The sequence below is a fragment of the Enterobacter sp. WPR_3_1 genome, from assembly GCF_003635055.1.
In the GTDB taxonomy this organism is placed as follows: domain Bacteria; phylum Pseudomonadota; class Gammaproteobacteria; order Enterobacterales; family Enterobacteriaceae; genus Enterobacter; species Enterobacter ludwigii.
In genome coordinates this window covers 1-17,628 of sequence record NZ_RBXU01000013.1, presented here as the reverse complement: position 1 = coordinate 17,628, position 17,628 = coordinate 1, and the positions used below count along the sequence as shown (strand labels likewise).

Here is a 17,628-nt window from a genome sequence, read left to right as displayed (position 1 = left end):
AATTTTTACCGGGACGGAACAGGCGCGACAATAAGTCCGGTCTTATACTGTCGGGATCTTGTCTGCCACTGAGGTATCTGCGCAGAACAAGACAAAGCTTACTCAGGGTAAGCCGGGTCATCGATATAATTTTATTTTCCAGCATGTTTTATTCAGGGAACGACTCGTACGATGCGTTTTTTATCAGCCCGGCTATTGAGCCTGCTTCTTACCGTGTGTTGTGTAGGGCAACTGCACGCCCAGCCACTGGAACTGCAGCGTCGCGTTCAGGTTAACGCGCCGCATGTCCAGTTCAGTGAGGCGGCGCAACGCTGGCTGGACAGCCATTCCACGCTGCATGTTGGGGTTTGGGGGCAGGAGCAACCGCCGTTAAGCGAAGGGATGGGACATGGCGTCTTTGGCGGCATTGCCGCTGATTACCTGGCAATGCTGGAAGACAGCCTTAAGGTAAAAATTAAGCTGCATTACTACGAAAACAGCAGTGAAGCGTTACTCGCGCTGAAGCGCCAGGAAATACAGATGGTGGCTATCTGGAATCCGGAACTGTGGCCAAGCCCGGACCTGCAAGCCTCACCGCCCTGGCTGCTGGATAAAGCGGTTCTGATGACCCCAAAATCACAGGGTGAAACGCCTGTCGATCTGCGAAATAAAGTGATTGGCGTCGTCTCAGGAAGCCAGGCCAGTGAAGCGCTTCGCCGCCAGTATCCGGACAGCACCCTGCGCTTTCAGTCGTGGTATAACACCGCCGTCAGCGCGCTGGCCTTTAAGCAAATCGATGCGCTGTGGATTAACCGGGCCAGTGCGGAATATCTTACGCAATACCATCAGGTCAGAGACCTGAGCTGGACGTTCAGCCCGACGATACCTAATCTGAACATGAGTTTTGGTATCGACCGACAGCTACCGCTGCTGGCGGAATCCATCGATACCGTATTTAAACATATCTCGTTAGCCAGCCGTTTACGCATTGCGACCAGCTGGGGCCTGAACCGGAGCTTTGTGATCACCGCCAATCCACTGGGGTTAGATCCCGAGGAGGAAAGCTGGCTACGCGAGCACGGGCAAATTCAGGTCATTATTGACCGCCGTCAAAGGCCTGTCACGTTTGTCAGCGAAGGTGAACCTCAGGGGCTGGTGGTCGATCTGCTTAACCAGTTTAACGACCAGTACGGCATTCGCTTTTCCTTCCTCAGCGTTGAAAGCGATGCAGAACTTCTGGCAATGAAGCGCGCTCACCCTGACGCACTGTTTGTTGAACAGGTTATCGATACGCCGCAGCAGACCAAAAGCGGTGCAGCGAAAACGCCTCCGTTGCTTACCACGCCCGCCGTGGTGGTGATGGATCAGGGCATCAAGCGCCCCAGTGATTTCTCACAGTTGAAAGGCGAGAAAATTGCCATTCAGGCGAACGACCCGCTGTTGCCCTGGCTGGACACCTGGTATCCCACCATTAAGCTGGTGAAAGTTCCGCATATGGACGACGCCCTGGAACGCTTAAAACGTGGCGAAGTCCGAGGGGTGATTGCACCGCAGTTTATTGCCAGTTATCTCGTGACTCTCCACCATCCAACCCGTTTTCATCTGGCGGTGACCCTTCCTGTGACGCCCGTCGATCTGGTGTTGTCAGCGCAAACGGACAGCAGCCAGCCGATCAATATCCTGAACAAAGCGCTGGCCGATATGCAGCCACGGGCGCTGATGCAAATGGCGGGTGACTGGCGTCAGGCGGCGATCGAAAACAGTGAAACCTGGAATAAAAGCACGTTCGTGAACTCGCTGCTGTGGGGCATATTGCTCTTTCTGGTCGTGGTGGGCTGCTGGCTGTGGATCCAGTATTTGCGCCGTGCATTACGCCGCGGCAACGTCTGGCAGCAGAAGCTGGCTGAGCAGCTGAAATTTACCCAATCACTGATAGACGCCTCTCCTGTTGCGCTCTATGTCCGCGATCGTCAGGGGAATTTACTGCGTTATAACCAGGCCTGGAGCGATACTATTGGCCTGTCAGGGCAGGATCTGAAAGGTCTGCCGATCACCGCCATCAATACGGTTGAGCCTTCAGAGCTGGCGGCGATCGAAGCCCGCTATCGCCAGGCATTGCAGGATGGTCAACCGCAGAAATGGTCCGCCAGGTTTCAGGTGGGTGAGCAGCCACGATACTTGCAGGGGTGGGTCGTGCCGTGGCATGACGGGCAGGGCGAGATTGGCGGGTTAATTGGCGGCTGGCTGGATATCACCGAAAAAGAGCTGTTGATTGCTCAACTCTCTGAAACAAAAAGTAATCTTGAGCAGGCGATTGCCAGTAAAAATGCCTTTATGCTGAGCATGGGGCATGAGGTTCGCACACCGCTTAACGTGATTACGGGTCTGCTGGAACTGGAACTTCAGGCGCTGGACGAGCGCCATGAACGCAACGAGAATCTGAACCTCATCTGGGAGTCCTCCCTTAATCTGCTTTCGTTAATTGGCGACATGTTCGATGTTTTCCGTGCCGATAACCCGCAACTGCTTGGCTTAACGCGCAGCACGAACCTGCCGCAGCTGATTGACAGCACGGTCGCCCTCTATCGTCAGCAGGCAGAAGCGAAAGGCATGAGCCTGAACGTGCTGATCGAGCTTTCAGCGCAACGCTACGATACCGATCCGCTGTTAATTATCCGCATTCTGTCGAGCCTCCTGCGCAATGCCATCAAGCATGCTGACGGCGATGCCATTGATATCGAGGTGTATGAGGGAACCCGTGACCCACAGATTGAAAGCGTCCGGCTGGTGATTGAGGTGTGCGATGGGGGGCCGGGGATTTCCCAAGGAACCCAGGCACAAATCATCGAACGCGCGAACAACGTGACGCTTAAATCGGAGTGGACCGATACCGGCTTTAGTTTACCCGCCTGTCTGCATATGGCGCGCGCTGCCGGGGCGGAGGTGCGCATTGAGAGCGAGCCGCACGAAGGATGTGTGGTGAGTTTCCTCTTTAATGCGACACCCTCAGCGAAAATAGCCCTGCATCATCCGGCACCGGACAGCGTAGCCAGCCTGCATATTCTGGTGGTGGATGATTATCCTCCCGCGCGTCAGACCTTGCAGCAGCGACTCGAATCATGGGGACACCGCGTCTCTTTGGCCACGCAAGGAGAAGAGGCGCTGGCAATGTGGAAAGCGCAGCCAGCGCGTTATGCCGCCATTATTACTGACTGCACTATGCCGGTGATGGATGGTTACGAACTGACCCGGCAGATCCGTGAGCATGAACGGCGGGAAGGACGTGAGGCGATCCCCATTTTTGGCCTGACGGCCATGAGCGGCACAGAAGCTGCCGCAAGCTGTATTGATGCCGGGATGGATGAATATCTGGAAAAACCGCTAACGCCGCAAAAATTGCAGGAGATGCTGGAGCGGTATTTCGCCAGTGCCGGAAAGACGGACGCCACCGTTGACGATAAAACACGCCAGCTTCAGCTCGAAATGATCGCCGTGAATCATGACGACGCCGAACACCTTAAACAGCGACTTGAACAGCGAGAACGCGACAAGGTTGGCCGCATGGCGCACCGGATTAACGGCGGTGCGCGGTTGATGAATTTTACCTCGCTGAAAGAGGCCTGTGAGGCGCTGGAACTCGCCTGCAACAACGAACAAGGCTGGGAATCCATTGAACCGTTGGTCAGTCGTGTGCTGGAAGAGATGGAACGGTTTAACGCGTGGCTGGAACGCCAGGCGTGAGACGTCAGCAAGAGGGAATGTTGCGGCATAACGGCGATACCAGGGCAAATATCCTGCACCCTGACGCTGATTGGATATACTTCATGTGGCAGGTTGTGCTGTTTCCGGATTTTTCAGCCAGAGCGGAGACACCGCATCGTACATCCTGCAACGGGATCCAATGAAAATGTTCACCATGAAACAGTTATGGAGGTGTGGAAGATGGGATTATTAAGTTTTGTGAAAGAAGCGGGCGAGAAAATCTGGGATGCTGTATCCGGCGGTAGCAAGGAAGATCAGGCCGACAAGCTGAAAAAACATATTGATAGTCTTAACCTGCCTGGTGCCGAAAAGGTCAACATTAATGTCGCGGACGACGGTACGGCGACGGTGACCGGCGACGTGGGCTCCCAGGAAGATAAAGAAAAAATTCTGGTGGCGGTAGGTAACGTCACTGGGATTGGTCAGGTCAATGATAGCGTGACCGTCACCCAAAGCGGGGTGGAAAGCCGCTATTACACGGTGAAATCCGGCGATACCCTGAGCGCCATCTCAAAAGCGATGTATGGCTCTGCCAATGAGTATCAGCGTATTTTTGAAGCCAATAAACCGATGCTGACGCATCCCGACAAAATCTACCCGGGTCAGGTACTGATTATCCCGGCTAAGTAAGCCGTCAATCAGGACGTGTTAGCGATGTTTGTAGGGAGTCTGTGATGGGATTATTAGATCAAATCGGCAGCCTGGCCGGCGGGCAGGGCGGTAAGACGGAGCAACTCCAGGCGATCATGACCTGGATTGAGCAGCAGGGCGGCATTCAGGGGATCCTCGAAAAATTCCGCAATGGCGGCCTGGGCGGCGTTGTCGAGTCGTGGCTTAGCCAGCAGAGTAATCAGCCGGTGAACAGCGAACAGATCACATCGGTGTTTGGATCGCCTGCGCTGCAGGATCTCGGCGCAAAACTGGGCGTGGATTCTCAAACCGCGTCGACGCTGATTGCTGAATACCTGCCTAAAATCGTCGATGGCCTTTCACCACAGGGCGAAGCCCCGGCCCAGGGCGACCTGATGTCTGCGGGACTTAATCTGCTCAAAGGTAAGTTCCTGAGTTAGTGCAATCCGCAGCGTCATGACGCCGTGTACATACCAGGCCTGTATTCAGGCCTGGTATGTAGTATCAGGCTTAATGGGAAGAGACAAATATCGACGCCTGCTGCACAGGCGGAACGGCGAAATTACGCTGCATGCGTTTTATTTCCTCTGCGGGTGGCAAACCAAACAGCCGTTTGAATTCACGATTAAACTGCGACGGACTTTCATAACCGACGGCGTAGCTCGCGGCGGCGGCGGTAATATGCTGACGCACCATCAACATCCTTGCCTGGTGCAGGCGCACCGATTTCACATACTGCATCGGCGGCATACCGGTTATCGCTTTGAAATGGGTGTGAAACGTCGGCACACTCATTCCGGCCTCCATCGCCAGTTGATTAAGCGTTAACGGCTCAGCGTAGGCGGCATGGATGTGCTGCAGCACTTTGCCAATTTTGCCGAACTGCCCCTGTAAGGCCAGCGCGGCGCGCATGGCCTTGCCCTGGGCCCCCGTCAGGACGCGGAAATAGAGCTCTCGCACCCGTGCCGGGCCGAGGATCGCCGCCTCAAACGGATTGTTCAGTACTTCAAGCAGGCGCAGCACGGCCGTTTTTACCGCGTCGTCCATCAGGCTCGACATCATGCTTTGCGGCGCAGCGGGAGGATGTGGGGCGTGATGCTGCTCAATCTGCAACATCAGTTCAGCGGCAAGCTGAAAATCCAGATGCAGATATATCGCCAGTAAGGGGTGTTCTGCCGACGCGTCGGTTTCCATCACAAACGGCACCGGAACCGACACGGCCAGATAGTGCTGTTCATCATACAGATAGGTCTGCTGACCGAAAAAGCCGCGTTTGCTGCCCTGGCAGACAATCACAATCCCCGGATCGTAAAGCACGGGCGTTCGCGCAAGCGGGCGGTCGGCACGCAAAATTCGCACATCAGGCAACGCCGTCAGGTTGTACCCCTCCTGCACCGCCAGTGCTTTTACTAAGGTAATCATCCCGGACATCACTGCACCTCATAAAATCAGGCAATAAAAAGAGAAAATACGGCCTAAAAATACGGCAAAGCAGAGAATACCATGCAACCTTCACTGTTCATGGGAGTTATTTATGGCATCTGCAAAAACAATCTTAATCACCGGCGTCAGCAGCGGCTTTGGTCGTGCTCTGGCGGAGGAAGCCCTCGCCGCAGGCCATCGGGTCGTGGGGACCGTGCGCACCCCCGAAGCAAAGCAGGCATTCGAGGCACTCGATACGCAGCGGGCATTCGGCTGCCTGCTTGATGTCACGGACTATGCGCACATTGATGAAGTGGTTACGCAGAGTGTGTCTGCCGTCGGCCCGATTGATGTCCTTGTGAACAATGCCGGTTATGGTCACGAAGGCATACTGGAAGAGTCCTCGCTCGCAGACATGCGCCGCCAGTTTGAGGTGAATGTGTTTGGCGCCGTTGCGATGATCAAAGCCGTGCTGCCGGGCATGCGCCAGCGTCGTCACGGCCATATTATTAATATCACCTCGATGGGCGGTTTCATCACTCTGCCCGGTATCAGCTATTACTGTGGCAGTAAATTTGCGCTCGAAGGCATATCAGATACGCTGAGCAAAGAGCTTGCTCCATTCAACATACATGTCACTGCGGTGGCTCCGGGCTCGTTTCGCACCGACTGGGCAGGACGCTCGATGGTACGCAGCGCGCGCAGCATCCCGGACTATGACGCGTTATTCGATCCTGTCCGCCAGGCTCGTCAGGAAAAAAGTGGTCAGCAACTCGGCGACCCCGTAAAAGCGGCGCGCGCCATGCTGGCTATCATTGAGAGCCAGAACCCGCCGACGCATTTATTGCTTGGCAGTGATGCTTTGAGTTTAGTGCGGGAAAAGCTCGCGCGTTTAGGTGAGGAAATCGATCGCTGGGAAGCGTTAACACGTTCAACGGACGGCTGAGCGGTGAACACGGGAACATGATTACAGGCCGGTTTGCCACCGGCCAGTACCGGTCGCGGCGAAAGCCGCGACACTAGGTTGATTGCTGGCGTTCAGGGCAGACGGTACTGCGACGCCATGCCCCGGGGGCCTGGCCATACTGACGCTTAAAGCTGCGGTTGAAGGACTGCTGGGAGTCAAAGCCCAGCGCGATCGCCACGTTCAGGATCGGTTCATCGCTGTGGGTTAAGCGCTCGACCGATTTTTGCAGCTTTTGTGCACGAATATACTCGGCCAGCGGATAACCGGTATGTTCCTTGAAGATCCGCTGGAGATGCCATTTCGAGTAGCCGGCGCGCCTGGAAACGGTGTTAATGTCCAGGCGGCTTTCAAGGTTGTTGTCGATCCAGTCGAGTAGATCATGAATAAATGCGTCAGTGTTCATGGTTTCCCCCACGCCGCGTTTTAAAAAGCATTTTTGTCTGTTGCATTTAAAGATGACTCGCTCTGACATTAAATGCAAGTTTTATTGTTGCATTTAATTCCTTGCCGAAAACGCGCCTTTTGTCCCTGAGCCAAATAGCACATAAAGTGTATTAATTATTCTTGCACTAAATCTGACGCCTTCCTACAATCGCCGCGATAGTGTATTCGCAACTGTTACAGTTTTGTGGCGATGAACGACACAAATAGTCTCAAGCCAGTCCGGACAAAGGAAGTGGCGCCGCGTCTCCCGCAGCGTCTTGCCCGGCGGCTACCATTACCGGAATAAAAATAATGAGCCTGCAAAAACCCTGGGTTAACGTTCATCTGACGGCGCTGGGAGCGATGTTCCTCTCCATGCTGCTTGTCGGATGCGATGACGGCGTGGCACAAAATGCCGTCCCACAAGCGCCCGCTGTGAGCGCCGCTGACGTGGTAGTGAAATCCATCAGTCAGTGGGATAGCTTTAACGGCCGGATTGAAGCGGTGGAAAGCGTTCAGCTGCGCCCCCGCGTCTCCGGCTACATTGATAAAGTGAATTACACCGACGGCCAGGAAGTGAAAAAAGGCGAGGTGCTGTTCACTATCGATGACAGAACCTATCGCGCTGCGCTGGAACAGGCGCAGGCCACCTTAACGAGAGCCAAAACGCAGGCCAGCCTGGCGCGCAGTGAGGCTAACCGTACCGATAAACTCGTCAATACCAACGTCGTCTCCCGTGAAGAGTGGGAGCAGCGCCGTTCGGCCGCCGCTCAGGCGCAGGCCGACATTCGCGCCGCGCAGGCAGCAGTTGACGCGGCACAACTTAACCTCGATTTCACCAAAGTGACCGCGCCTATTGATGGCCGCGCCAGCCGCGCGCTGATCACCAGCGGTAATCTGGTCACAGCGGGTGACAGTGCCAGCGTCCTCACCACGCTGGTCTCACTGAAAACGGTCTACGTCTATTTTGACGTGGATGAAGCAACCTACCTTCACTATCAAAATCTCGCTCGCAGCGGGCAGGGCGCGTCCAGTAACCACCTGGCACTCCCGGTTGAGATTGGCCTGGTGGGGGAGGAGGGTTATCCCCATCAGGGCAAGGTGGATTTTCTTGATAATCAGTTAACGCCGAGCACCGGCACCATCCGTATGCGCGCGCTGCTGGATAATGCGCAGCGTCAGTTCACGCCAGGACTGTTTGCCCGCGTACGCCTGCCGGGCAGCGCTGAATTCAAAGCCACGCTTGTCGACGATAAAGCGGTGCTGACCGATCAGGATCGCAAGTACGTTTATATCGTTGATAAAGAAGGTAAAGCGCAGCGCCGCGATATCACGCCGGGGCGTCTGGCCGCCGGTTTACGTATCGTGCAGCAGGGGCTGAACCCTGGCGATAAAGTCATCGTCGACGGTTTACAAAAAGTGTTTATGCCGGGTATGCCGGTTAACGCGAAAACCGTTCCGATGACCGCCAGCGCCGCGCTTAACTGATCCCTTACCCGAGAATCCGACATATGGACTTTTCCCGCTTTTTTATCGACAGGCCGATTTTCGCCGCAGTACTGTCGATTCTGATTTTCATCACAGGATTAATCGCTATCCCGCTGTTGCCGGTGAGCGAATATCCTGACGTCGTACCGCCAAGCGTGCAGGTGCGCGCGGAGTATCCGGGTGCCAACCCGAAAGTGATTGCAGAAACCGTGGCGACGCCGCTGGAAGAAGCCATCAACGGCGTTGAAAACATGATGTACATGAAATCCGTTGCAGGCTCTGACGGCGTACTGGTAACCACCGTGACGTTCCGCCCGGGTACCGACCCGGATCAGGCGCAGGTTCAGGTGCAAAACCGCGTGTCACAGGCCGAGGCGCGTCTGCCGGAAGATGTACGACGTCTGGGTATTACCACCCAGAAACAATCACCGACGCTGACGCTGGTGGTGCATCTGTTTTCGCCGGGCGGCAAGTACGATTCACTGTATATGCGTAACTACGCCACGCTTAAAGTGAAGGACGAACTGGCGCGTCTGCCGGGCGTGGGTCAGATTCAGATTTTTGGCTCTGGCGAATACGCGATGCGCATCTGGCTGGATCCCGACAAGGTGGCAGCCCGCGGGTTGACGGCCTCGGATGTCGTGACGGCGATGCAGGAGCAAAACGTTCAGGTTTCCGCCGGGCAGCTTGGCGCCGAGCCGCTGCCGAAAGAGAGCGATTTCCTGATCTCCATTAACGCCCAGGGGCGTCTGCACACGGAAGAAGAGTTTGGCAATATTATTCTGAAAACGGCGCAAGACGGCTCGCTGGTACGCCTGCGCGACGTGGCGCGTATTGAAATGGGCTCTGGCAGCTATGCGCTGCGTTCCCAGCTGAACAACAAAGACGCGGTCGGGATTGGTATCTTCCAGTCCCCGGGCGCGAACGCCATCGATTTGTCTAACGCCGTGCGCGCGAAAATGAACGAACTGGCCACGCGTTTCCCGGAAGATATGAAATGGGCAGCACCGTACGACCCGACGGTTTTCGTTCGCGATTCCATTCGCGCGGTTGTGCAGACCCTGCTGGAAGCGGTGGTGCTGGTAGTACTGGTGGTGATCCTGTTCCTGCAGACCTGGCGCGCGTCAATTATTCCGCTGATCGCGGTGCCGGTATCGGTTGTGGGGACGTTCAGCATTCTCTACCTGCTTGGCTTCTCACTGAATACCCTGAGTTTGTTCGGGCTGGTGCTGGCTATCGGTATCGTCGTGGATGACGCCATCGTGGTGGTGGAAAACGTCGAGCGAAATATCGAAGAGGGGCTTTCTCCGCTTCAGGCGGCGCATCAGGCGATGCGTGAAGTTTCGGGGCCGATTATCGCGATTGCGCTGGTGCTGTGCGCGGTGTTTGTACCGATGGCGTTCCTCTCCGGAGTAACCGGCCAGTTCTACAAACAGTTCGCGGTGACTATCGCGATTTCGACGGTGATTTCCGCCATCAACTCGCTGACGCTCTCGCCGGCACTGGCAGCGCTGCTGTTAAAACCGCACGGTGCCCCGAAAGACTTCCCGACCCGGCTTATCGATCGTCTGTTCGGCTGGCTGTTCCGTCCGTTTAACCGCTTTTTCCACCGTAGCTCAAACGGTTATCAGGGGCTGGTGGGGAAAACGCTCGGACGCCGTGGCGCGGTGTTTGTTGTATATGTGCTGCTGCTGTGCGCGGCTGGCGTCATGTTTAAAGCGGTCCCCGGCGGGTTTATACCTACCCAGGATAAGCTGTATTTAATTGGCGGTGTGAAAATGCCGGAAGGGTCTTCACTGGCCCGCACCGATGCGGTGATCCGCAAAATGAGCGAAATCGGGATGAATACCGAAGGCGTGGATTATGCGGTCGCTTTTCCTGGGCTTAACGCGCTGCAGTTCACCAACACGCCGAATACCGGGACGGTCTTCTTTGGTCTGAAACCGTTCGATCAGCGTAAACACACGGCGGCGGAAATTAACGCTGAGATCAATGCCAAAATCGCTCAAATTCAGCAGGGCTTTGGTTTCTCCATTTTGCCACCGCCGATTTTAGGGCTGGGGCAGGGGTCGGGTTATTCGCTGTACATCCAGGATCGCGGCGGTCTGGGCTATGGTGCGCTGCAAAACGCGGTGAACACCATGTCCGGTGCGATTATGCAGACGCCGGGGATGCATTTCCCGATCTCAACCTACCAGGCTAACGTTCCGCAGCTGGATGTGCAGGTTGATCGAGATAAGGCGAAAGCGCAGGGCGTGTCGCTGACCGATCTGTTCGGTACGCTGCAAACCTATCTGGGATCGTCTTATGTGAACGATTTTAACCAGTTCGGGCGTACCTGGCGCGTGATGGCGCAGGCCGACGGGCCGTTCCGCGACAGCGTGGAAGACATTGCGAATTTGCGCACCCGTAATAATCAGGGCGAAATGGTGCCGATCGGCAGTATGGTGAATATCAGCACCACCTACGGGCCGGATCCGGTGATCCGTTATAACGGTTATCCGGCGGCGGATCTGATTGGCGATGCCGATCCGCGCATTCTCTCTTCGGCACAGGCGATGACGCAACTGGACGGAATGTCTAAGCAGATCCTGCCGAACGGGATGAATATTGAATGGACGGACCTGAGCTTCCAGCAGGCCACTCAGGGCAACACGGCGCTGATCGTCTTCCCGGTCGCGGTGCTGCTGGCTTTCCTGGTGCTGGCCGCACTGTATGAAAGCTGGACCCTGCCGCTGGCGGTGATCCTGATCGTTCCGATGACGATGCTGTCCGCGCTGTTTGGCGTCTGGCTGACCGGGGGCGATAACAACGTCTTCGTGCAGGTGGGGCTGGTGGTACTCATGGGGCTGGCATGTAAAAACGCGATTCTTATCGTTGAGTTTGCGCGCGAGCTGGAGCTTCAGGGGAAAGGGATTATGGAAGCGGCGCTGGAAGCGTGCCGCCTGCGTTTACGCCCGATTGTGATGACCTCCATCGCCTTTATTGCCGGGACGATTCCGCTGATCCTCGGTCACGGCGCAGGCGCAGAAGTGCGCGGTGTCACCGGGATCACGGTGTTCTCCGGGATGCTGGGCGTGACGCTGTTTGGTCTGTTCCTGACGCCGGTGTTTTACGTGACGCTGCGTAAATTCGTTACGCGCGGCAAACCGGTCAACGACGTTTTACCTGCCTAGGTTTTTACAGGGCACAAAAAAACCGCCTTCTCGTTAAGGCGGTTTTTTTTCGTATCAGGAAGGGCATGGCTACGCTTTTTTATGCAGGCCTTCAATTTCAGGCACCGGATCGCACCCGCTGGTATCGGCTTTTTTGACCTTTTCCAGCGCGCTGGCCACGGTATGTTGAGCCAGAACCTCTAACGAAGCCTGCTCCGCTTCATCGGCGATAGATTTAAAGTACCAGCACGCGTTGGCGCTGACGACGCAGCGAGCCGGTACGTCAGGACGCGACGCCCACAGCTTTTTATCTTCTATGACAGAAACATAGATATCACGCAGGGTGATCTTATCCGCCGGACGACCAAGATGAATAGAACCGTTACGGCCAAGGGTTGAGACGATAATGCCGTCACGCGTAAGCGGAACCATTAACTTGCGGATAAAACTCGGATTTGCTTCCAGTCCGTAGGCCAGAATCGCACTCGTCGAACGTTCACCCGATTGCTCCGCCATCGCTACGCTGAGAACCATCTGCAAAGCTGTCGGGAAGCGGTAATCTAACATTTCATTGTCCTGGGTTGCGGTGAATCTTGTTCTTTTTGGCACCGCAGAGGTGAATAATCAATAAGTAACAATATAACAAATACGGCAATTTTTTTGAAGCAGACAACGCCTGACCTGGCCCGTAAAAAAGCGTTTACGCTTCGCGTCGAATGGCAACAAAAGACCCATCCATACGCTTTACCGATTGTATAAGCATCGTCTATTTCATCATGGCGACTGATAAAAATATTATGAAAAAATGCTGATCGAATCGCCGCTGGTTTTTTGAGCACATAAAGGGAATGACATTATCCTCGCCAGAAGAAACAGGAGTCAGACCTATCCTGTCATTCATACATTAAAAAGCGGGAACGGGTCTGGTTTCTGTTTGAGTTGCCCGGCAATCTCGTTGAGTTTCAAGAGTGCTTGCTTTAACTGGCTGAACTCCGTTCCGCCAATACATAACCTGACGCCGTACTGATCCGACTGTTGACCCACTTCAGTCGAGGCCGGTGCTGTCACTTTGATGCCTGTCGCCAGCGCTGCATTGTAGAACGAGTGCGCGTCATCGCGTGAAAACGGTAACCAGAGATGAAAGCTGGGCAGCCCCGAGCGATAAACGTGCTCCCCTAAAATGTCGATAGCGAGTTGGTAACGACGCCGGGTTTCGTGTTCAATTGCGAGGGTGACGGTTTCTGCTGTGCCATCAATCAGCCATTGCTCCATGATGGAGCTGCTTAGCGGAGAGACCATCATCGCTGTTGCCCTCAGCATGGATTCTGCTCGTGAATACAGCGCCTCCGGTACCAGCAGCCCGCCAATCCGCAATGCTGGATTAAGGATCTTAGATAAGCTATTCACATATAAGGTGATATCGGGGGCTATTTTGGCAATCTGTGGCAATTCTGTCGTGCTCATCAGCCGATAAACATCATCCTCAATAATCTTTATGCCCCTTTCCCGACAAACCCGAACCAGTTCCTGGCGGCGGGCCAGGCTCATAATGCGTGTGGACGGACTTTGTAAGAGCGGCGTGACATAGACAGCACCGCCTTTTTCCGCATTTTCATCGAGGATCTTTTCCAGAACAGAGACATCCATGCCTTCGTCATCCATCGGGATCCCCACTAATGTGAGCTTCAGTAAATGCGACAGCTGAATCAGCCCTGAATAGGTTTGAGCCTCAACGTACAGTCGGCCAAAAGGTTCACAGACCGTAGACAACGCTACAGAGAGCGCATGCTGAGCACCGTTCGTTAAGATGAGATGCTGGTAATCGGCCGGGACACCCAGACGACTGAACCACTGCGCAAGAAGCCGCCGGTGTTCATCATGGCCCGTTGCCGGGGCGTAAGTGTTAAACATATCCATGTCAGGACGCCGGGCGAGGGTGGTGAGTGTCTTACTCAGTGACCGGGAGGTCAGTGCTGCTGGCGGGGTGTTTTGCGACAGGTCGATAAAGGTTCGGCTTCTGGAATTGGCCAGCGCGACAAACATTCCGCTGCCCTTAACGCTTCGAACCAGACCCCGTCTCTCCAGGATCCCATAGGCTTTCGTTACAGTACCCACCGCGATACCGAGCGTATCTGCCAGTTCACGATGCGCCGGAAGGCGCGCGCCGAGCCTCAGCAGGCCTGAAAGAATATCGTCTGACAACGCCTGCACCAGCCGATCGGTAGGGGATGAATTGCCTTCTGCAAGATGGGGTTGCCACGGAGAACGTTCGCGCATGAGATTACCATAAGTGTAATGTGACACTATTTATATTTACTGATAGTGTCACATCTTTTATTCTGGCGCCAGTATTTGAAATAGACGAAATGAGCGAAACGCATGAGTGAACAACGTGTGGATGTCAGTTCTGCCAGACCATTACTGGATAAGAGTGAAACGAAGAAAAAAGAAATCCTTCGTGGCCTGAAAGATGGGTTACCCGTATTACTGGGCGTGATCCCGTTTGCGCTGGTGTTGGGTGCGCAGGCAAGCCATAAGGGGCTCACGCCTCTCGACGTTCCCTTGATGACAGGATTAAATTTTGCCGGCGGGTCTGAATTTGCCGCCATACAAATCTGGACGTCGCCGCCACCTTTTTTACTTATTATGGCCGTAACATTACTGGTAAACAGTCGTCATATTTTAATGGGGGCGACGCTGGTTCCCTTACTTTCTCGTTTTCCAAAACGAAAAGTCTTACCTGCGCTTTTTTTTATGACGGATGAGAGTTGGGCACTCAGTTATAATGACGCGCATTCCAGAAATAACAAAACGGCGCCGCTGTTCAGCATGCCATATTATATGGCGGTCTCTTTATCTTTCTATACGATGTGGGTTTTCTGTACCGCACTCGGTGCGTTAATTGGCCCGGTGCTGGGCGATGTTCACCAGTATGGTTTTGATATGGCCTTTCCGGCGGTCTTTCTTGTGCTGGTCAGGGGAATGTGGAATGGCATTCGTAAAGCCGTGCCCTGGATAATCAGTCTGGTTGTCTCCGTGGCGGTATGTCACTTTATTGCCGGCCTGTGGTACGTCATTGCTGGCCCTTTAGCAGGATTAGCCGTTGCCGCATTTTTAGGGGGAGAGGATGCCTGATTATCAGACCTTCATCGCCATCGTATTAATGGCACTCACCACGTATGCAACGCGTGTGACCGCTTATCTTATATTACGAAACCGGGTGCTTACGCCCAGGGCGATGACGGTACTTAAATCGTCTCCCGGTTGTGTCATGCTGGCTTTCATTGCGCCTTTTTTTGCCTCCGGAAATCCCGCAGATCTGATCGCGTTAGGGTTAACGTTGGTTGTTGCAATGCGCTTTTCAATGCCGGTGACGGTGATCTGCGGCGTGATGTTTGCCTTTATACTTCGCTATTATTTAGGGTAAGTTTCCAGACCTGCCGCGCAACCAGAAACAGAACCGACTTCCCACGTTTCATTCCCCGCCGCTGTGCGCGACGTGGTAATGTTGGCATCGAACAGGTTCTGCGTTGAGGATCCCGCTATGACCACGTTTTATCAACTGACAGCCACCCGTCTGGATGGAGAGCCTGTCGCTATGCTCGACTTCGCTGGCAAGGTGGTGCTGGTCGTGAATACCGCCAGCCAATGTGGCTTCACGCCACAATACGGCGGCCTTGAGGCGCTTTATAAGAAATACGCCGCCCAGGGGCTGGTGGTGCTTGGGTTCCCCTGCAACCAGTTCGGTAAACAGGAGCCCGGCGATGCCGACGACATCGCCAGGACCTGTCACATTCATTACGGTGTGAGCTTCCCGATATTTGAGAAAATCGAGGTCAACGGAGCCGCAGCGCATCCGGTGTTTCGCTATCTGAAAAACGAATTGCCCGGCGTGCTGGGGGGACGAATCAAGTGGAACTTCACCAAGTTCCTGATCGGACGCGACGGTAAACCGCTCAAGCGTTTTGCGCCGATCACCACCCCCGAGAAAATGGAAGCCGCAATCCTTACTGCGCTTGAACGCTAAGTATTGTGGTCATGATGGCCTGAACTTTGAAGAGTATTCATTGCAGGGGGCGTTTATCGCGCATCGCAGACGCCATGACCGCATCTAAAATAGCACTCACGGAAAGATGTCACTCCCTCTCCTCATGCTATATCTCCATAAACATACCCATTAATGAAAGGACGTATGGAGATGCTGAGAGGCAAAAGAGCGGTTATTACGGGTGGGGGCAGGGGATTTGGTCAGGCGCTGTGCGTATGGCTGGCGCGGGAAGGCGTTGAGGTAGAATTTTGCGCGCGGCGGGCTGATGATATTCAAAAAACCTGCAGCATCATCACTGCTGAAGGCGGTATGGCAAAAGGGTATATCTGTGATTTAACCCGGCCTGAATCCCTTTCTGCGTTTTCTTCACAGCTATTAACTTCAGACAAGCCCATCGATATTTTAATTCTCAATGCTGCCCAGTGGTTGTCAGGAACGTTAGACGACCAGCCTGATACCGACATTATTAATACCGTCAGTTCCGGCCTGACAGCGTCGATTCTTCTGACGCAGGCTCTGATGCCTGGATTAAGACGTTCAGACAGTGCTGATATCGTCTCAATTATCTCTTCCTGCGGGATCCCGAATTTCACGGATTCAATTGCGCACCCCGCTTTTTTCGCCAGCAAACATGGGCTCAGCGGATTTACAACAAAACTCGCACAGCAATTGTCCGAAGAAAATATACGGGTTACCGGACTGTACCCTCCTGATTTCGAACTTACAGGGTTAGATTCGAGTGTCGATAGTCAATGCAGAATGGGAGAGCGGCTCTTGAACGGGCGATCGGTCTGGGAAGCGATTCGTTTTGTGTTGGCTCAACCGCGCAGTTGTCATATAAGTAGCCTCTACTTTCAAGGTCCAACCCGCGAAGACCTGAGTGATAGGGTCTAAATCGGGGGGATGTTAAACAGAACAGTCTTCGCACGGAGCAGCATGTTGATACCAGATGAAACAGGCTGCTCTGTGCCCTAAGTGGATGCGTTGAGTCAATATGGGGGTTATGGCAAATCAGGGATTACGACAATTCAGGGATACCGACAGGATACCCGGAAGATGACATTAAAGCGGTGAAATTGCCTCAACAACATGCTGGAAAACGTAAGGGTCAGAAAGTAGCTTAAATTCTTCATCATCCGGGTAAGTGACCGCCACATGATAGTTTTCTCCAGCAAATGCCTTCACTGACTGCAGATCCTGCCAGTAAGTTGCCAGAAAGAAATGCTCCCAACTTCCCTGCGTTTCTCTGCGAACGAACGCGCCTTTGTTCCCCGATATGCTCCTGGAATGCTCTACCCCTGTTTTTTCAAGGTGTTTTGCAAAACCTTCCGCATGTTCAAGCGGAACACATCCATGCCAGGTCCTTACAATCATTAGTGTTCTCTCTTTAGGGACGGTGAGGGTATAACCATATCATCAGAAAGCACCTCATGGTGTGATTAACGAAGAACGCTATCTCGCACATCGATTTATCGGACATTCTTCACCTTGCTTCAGACTGAATCTCATGACCATGATAAATTTAGGTCACTTCCGTTTTTTGCTCGTAGCTGATCGTACGGCTTTTATGTCGGTCCGCTTTGTGCAAGAAGCGGACCTCCGTTACTATTCTGAAGAGGAAGCACAGAAATATTTAGGTCTGTTGGGTAATAATTACGGTATATAATAAAAACTCCTCCATTTCAGAATCCAAGAGTATGGGCATACGCAAGGATGCAATTATGAAATCCAAGAGTGCGTTAGTTTTAGAAGAA

Annotated in this window: 15 protein-coding genes; 10 read left to right on the top strand and 5 right to left on the bottom strand. The window is 54.0% G+C overall.

Going from position 1 to position 17,628, the window contains the following annotated elements:
- Positions 1-171: 171 nt before the first annotated feature.
- The 3 genes from BJ887_RS18260 to BJ887_RS18250 all read left to right on the top strand — a co-directional run bounded on the left by BJ887_RS18260 (position 172) and on the right by BJ887_RS18250 (position 4,811).
- Positions 172-3,720: a response regulator gene (locus BJ887_RS18260; protein WP_121340243.1), complete on the top strand. Its 3,549-nt coding sequence runs from the start codon at positions 172-174 to the stop codon at positions 3,718-3,720.
- 201 nt (positions 3,721-3,921) lie between these two features.
- Positions 3,922-4,371 (top strand): peptidoglycan-binding protein LysM, encoded by a 450-nt coding sequence (lysM, locus tag BJ887_RS18255; RefSeq protein WP_020885103.1) that lies wholly within the window; start codon positions 3,922-3,924, stop codon positions 4,369-4,371.
- A 44-nt stretch (positions 4,372-4,415) separates the two neighbouring features.
- On the top strand, positions 4,416-4,811 hold the full coding sequence (locus tag BJ887_RS18250; RefSeq protein ID WP_079231322.1) for a YidB family protein: 396 nt from the start codon (positions 4,416-4,418) through the stop codon (positions 4,809-4,811).
- A gap of 70 nt (positions 4,812-4,881) precedes the next feature.
- Here BJ887_RS18250 and BJ887_RS18245 read toward each other — a convergent pair whose 3' ends face one another.
- A complete protein-coding gene (locus tag BJ887_RS18245) occupies positions 4,882-5,802 on the bottom strand; it encodes an AraC family transcriptional regulator (RefSeq protein ID WP_121340242.1) in 921 nt (306 codons plus the stop codon).
- A gap of 103 nt (positions 5,803-5,905) precedes the next feature.
- Here BJ887_RS18245 and BJ887_RS18240 point away from each other — a divergent pair, with 103 nt between their 5' ends.
- Positions 5,906-6,739 (top strand): oxidoreductase, encoded by an 834-nt coding sequence (locus BJ887_RS18240; protein WP_063214836.1) that lies wholly within the window; start codon positions 5,906-5,908, stop codon positions 6,737-6,739.
- A 73-nt stretch (positions 6,740-6,812) separates the two neighbouring features.
- Here the strand turns inward: BJ887_RS18240 and BJ887_RS18235 are convergent, their stop codons facing one another.
- The gene (locus BJ887_RS18235) at positions 6,813-7,163 is read right to left on the bottom strand and encodes a helix-turn-helix domain-containing protein (RefSeq protein ID WP_032670748.1); all 351 of its coding nucleotides are present in this window, start codon (positions 7,161-7,163) and stop codon (positions 6,813-6,815) included.
- Positions 7,164-7,495: 332 nt separating this feature from the next.
- On the opposite strand from BJ887_RS18235, the gene BJ887_RS18230 reads away from it, so the two are divergent.
- Positions 7,496-8,671 (top strand): efflux RND transporter periplasmic adaptor subunit, encoded by a 1,176-nt coding sequence (locus BJ887_RS18230; RefSeq protein ID WP_014168988.1) that lies wholly within the window; start codon positions 7,496-7,498, stop codon positions 8,669-8,671.
- Positions 8,672-8,694: 23 nt separating this feature from the next.
- Positions 8,695-11,847 carry a multidrug efflux RND transporter permease subunit OqxB gene (gene oqxB, locus BJ887_RS18225; protein WP_020885098.1) on the top strand — a complete coding sequence of 1,051 codons (3,153 nt, stop codon included), beginning with the start codon at positions 8,695-8,697 and terminating at the stop codon, positions 11,845-11,847.
- Positions 11,848-11,916: 69 nt separating this feature from the next.
- Here oqxB and BJ887_RS18220 read toward each other — a convergent pair whose 3' ends face one another.
- A complete protein-coding gene (locus tag BJ887_RS18220; RefSeq protein ID WP_020885097.1) occupies positions 11,917-12,393 on the bottom strand; it encodes an Rrf2 family transcriptional regulator in 477 nt (158 codons plus the stop codon).
- 330 nt (positions 12,394-12,723) lie between these two features.
- On the bottom strand, positions 12,724-14,103 hold the full coding sequence (locus tag BJ887_RS18215) for a PLP-dependent aminotransferase family protein (protein ID WP_020885096.1): 1,380 nt from the start codon (positions 14,101-14,103) through the stop codon (positions 12,724-12,726).
- Between the two features lie 102 nt (positions 14,104-14,205).
- Between BJ887_RS18215 and BJ887_RS18210 the strand changes: the two genes are divergently transcribed.
- The 4 genes from BJ887_RS18210 (at position 14,206) to BJ887_RS18195 (ending at position 16,768) form a co-directional block, all read left to right on the top strand.
- Positions 14,206-14,961: an AzlC family ABC transporter permease gene (locus tag BJ887_RS18210; protein ID WP_032677597.1), complete on the top strand. Its 756-nt coding sequence runs from the start codon at positions 14,206-14,208 to the stop codon at positions 14,959-14,961.
- Positions 14,954-15,253, top strand: a complete 300-nt coding sequence (locus BJ887_RS18205; protein WP_032677598.1) for an AzlD family protein — start codon at positions 14,954-14,956, stop codon at positions 15,251-15,253. Before BJ887_RS18210 ends, BJ887_RS18205 begins: the two co-directional genes overlap by 8 nt.
- Positions 15,254-15,370: 117 nt before the next feature.
- Positions 15,371-15,853 (top strand): glutathione peroxidase, encoded by a 483-nt coding sequence (locus BJ887_RS18200; protein ID WP_020885093.1) that lies wholly within the window; start codon positions 15,371-15,373, stop codon positions 15,851-15,853.
- A gap of 171 nt (positions 15,854-16,024) precedes the next feature.
- The gene (locus tag BJ887_RS18195; protein WP_121340312.1) at positions 16,025-16,768 is read left to right on the top strand and encodes an SDR family oxidoreductase; all 744 of its coding nucleotides are present in this window, start codon (positions 16,025-16,027) and stop codon (positions 16,766-16,768) included.
- Positions 16,769-16,936: 168 nt separating this feature from the next.
- Here BJ887_RS18195 and BJ887_RS18190 read toward each other — a convergent pair whose 3' ends face one another.
- Positions 16,937-17,248: a hypothetical protein gene (locus BJ887_RS18190; protein ID WP_025204747.1), complete on the bottom strand. Its 312-nt coding sequence runs from the start codon at positions 17,246-17,248 to the stop codon at positions 16,937-16,939.
- Positions 17,249-17,628 lie beyond the last annotated feature (380 nt).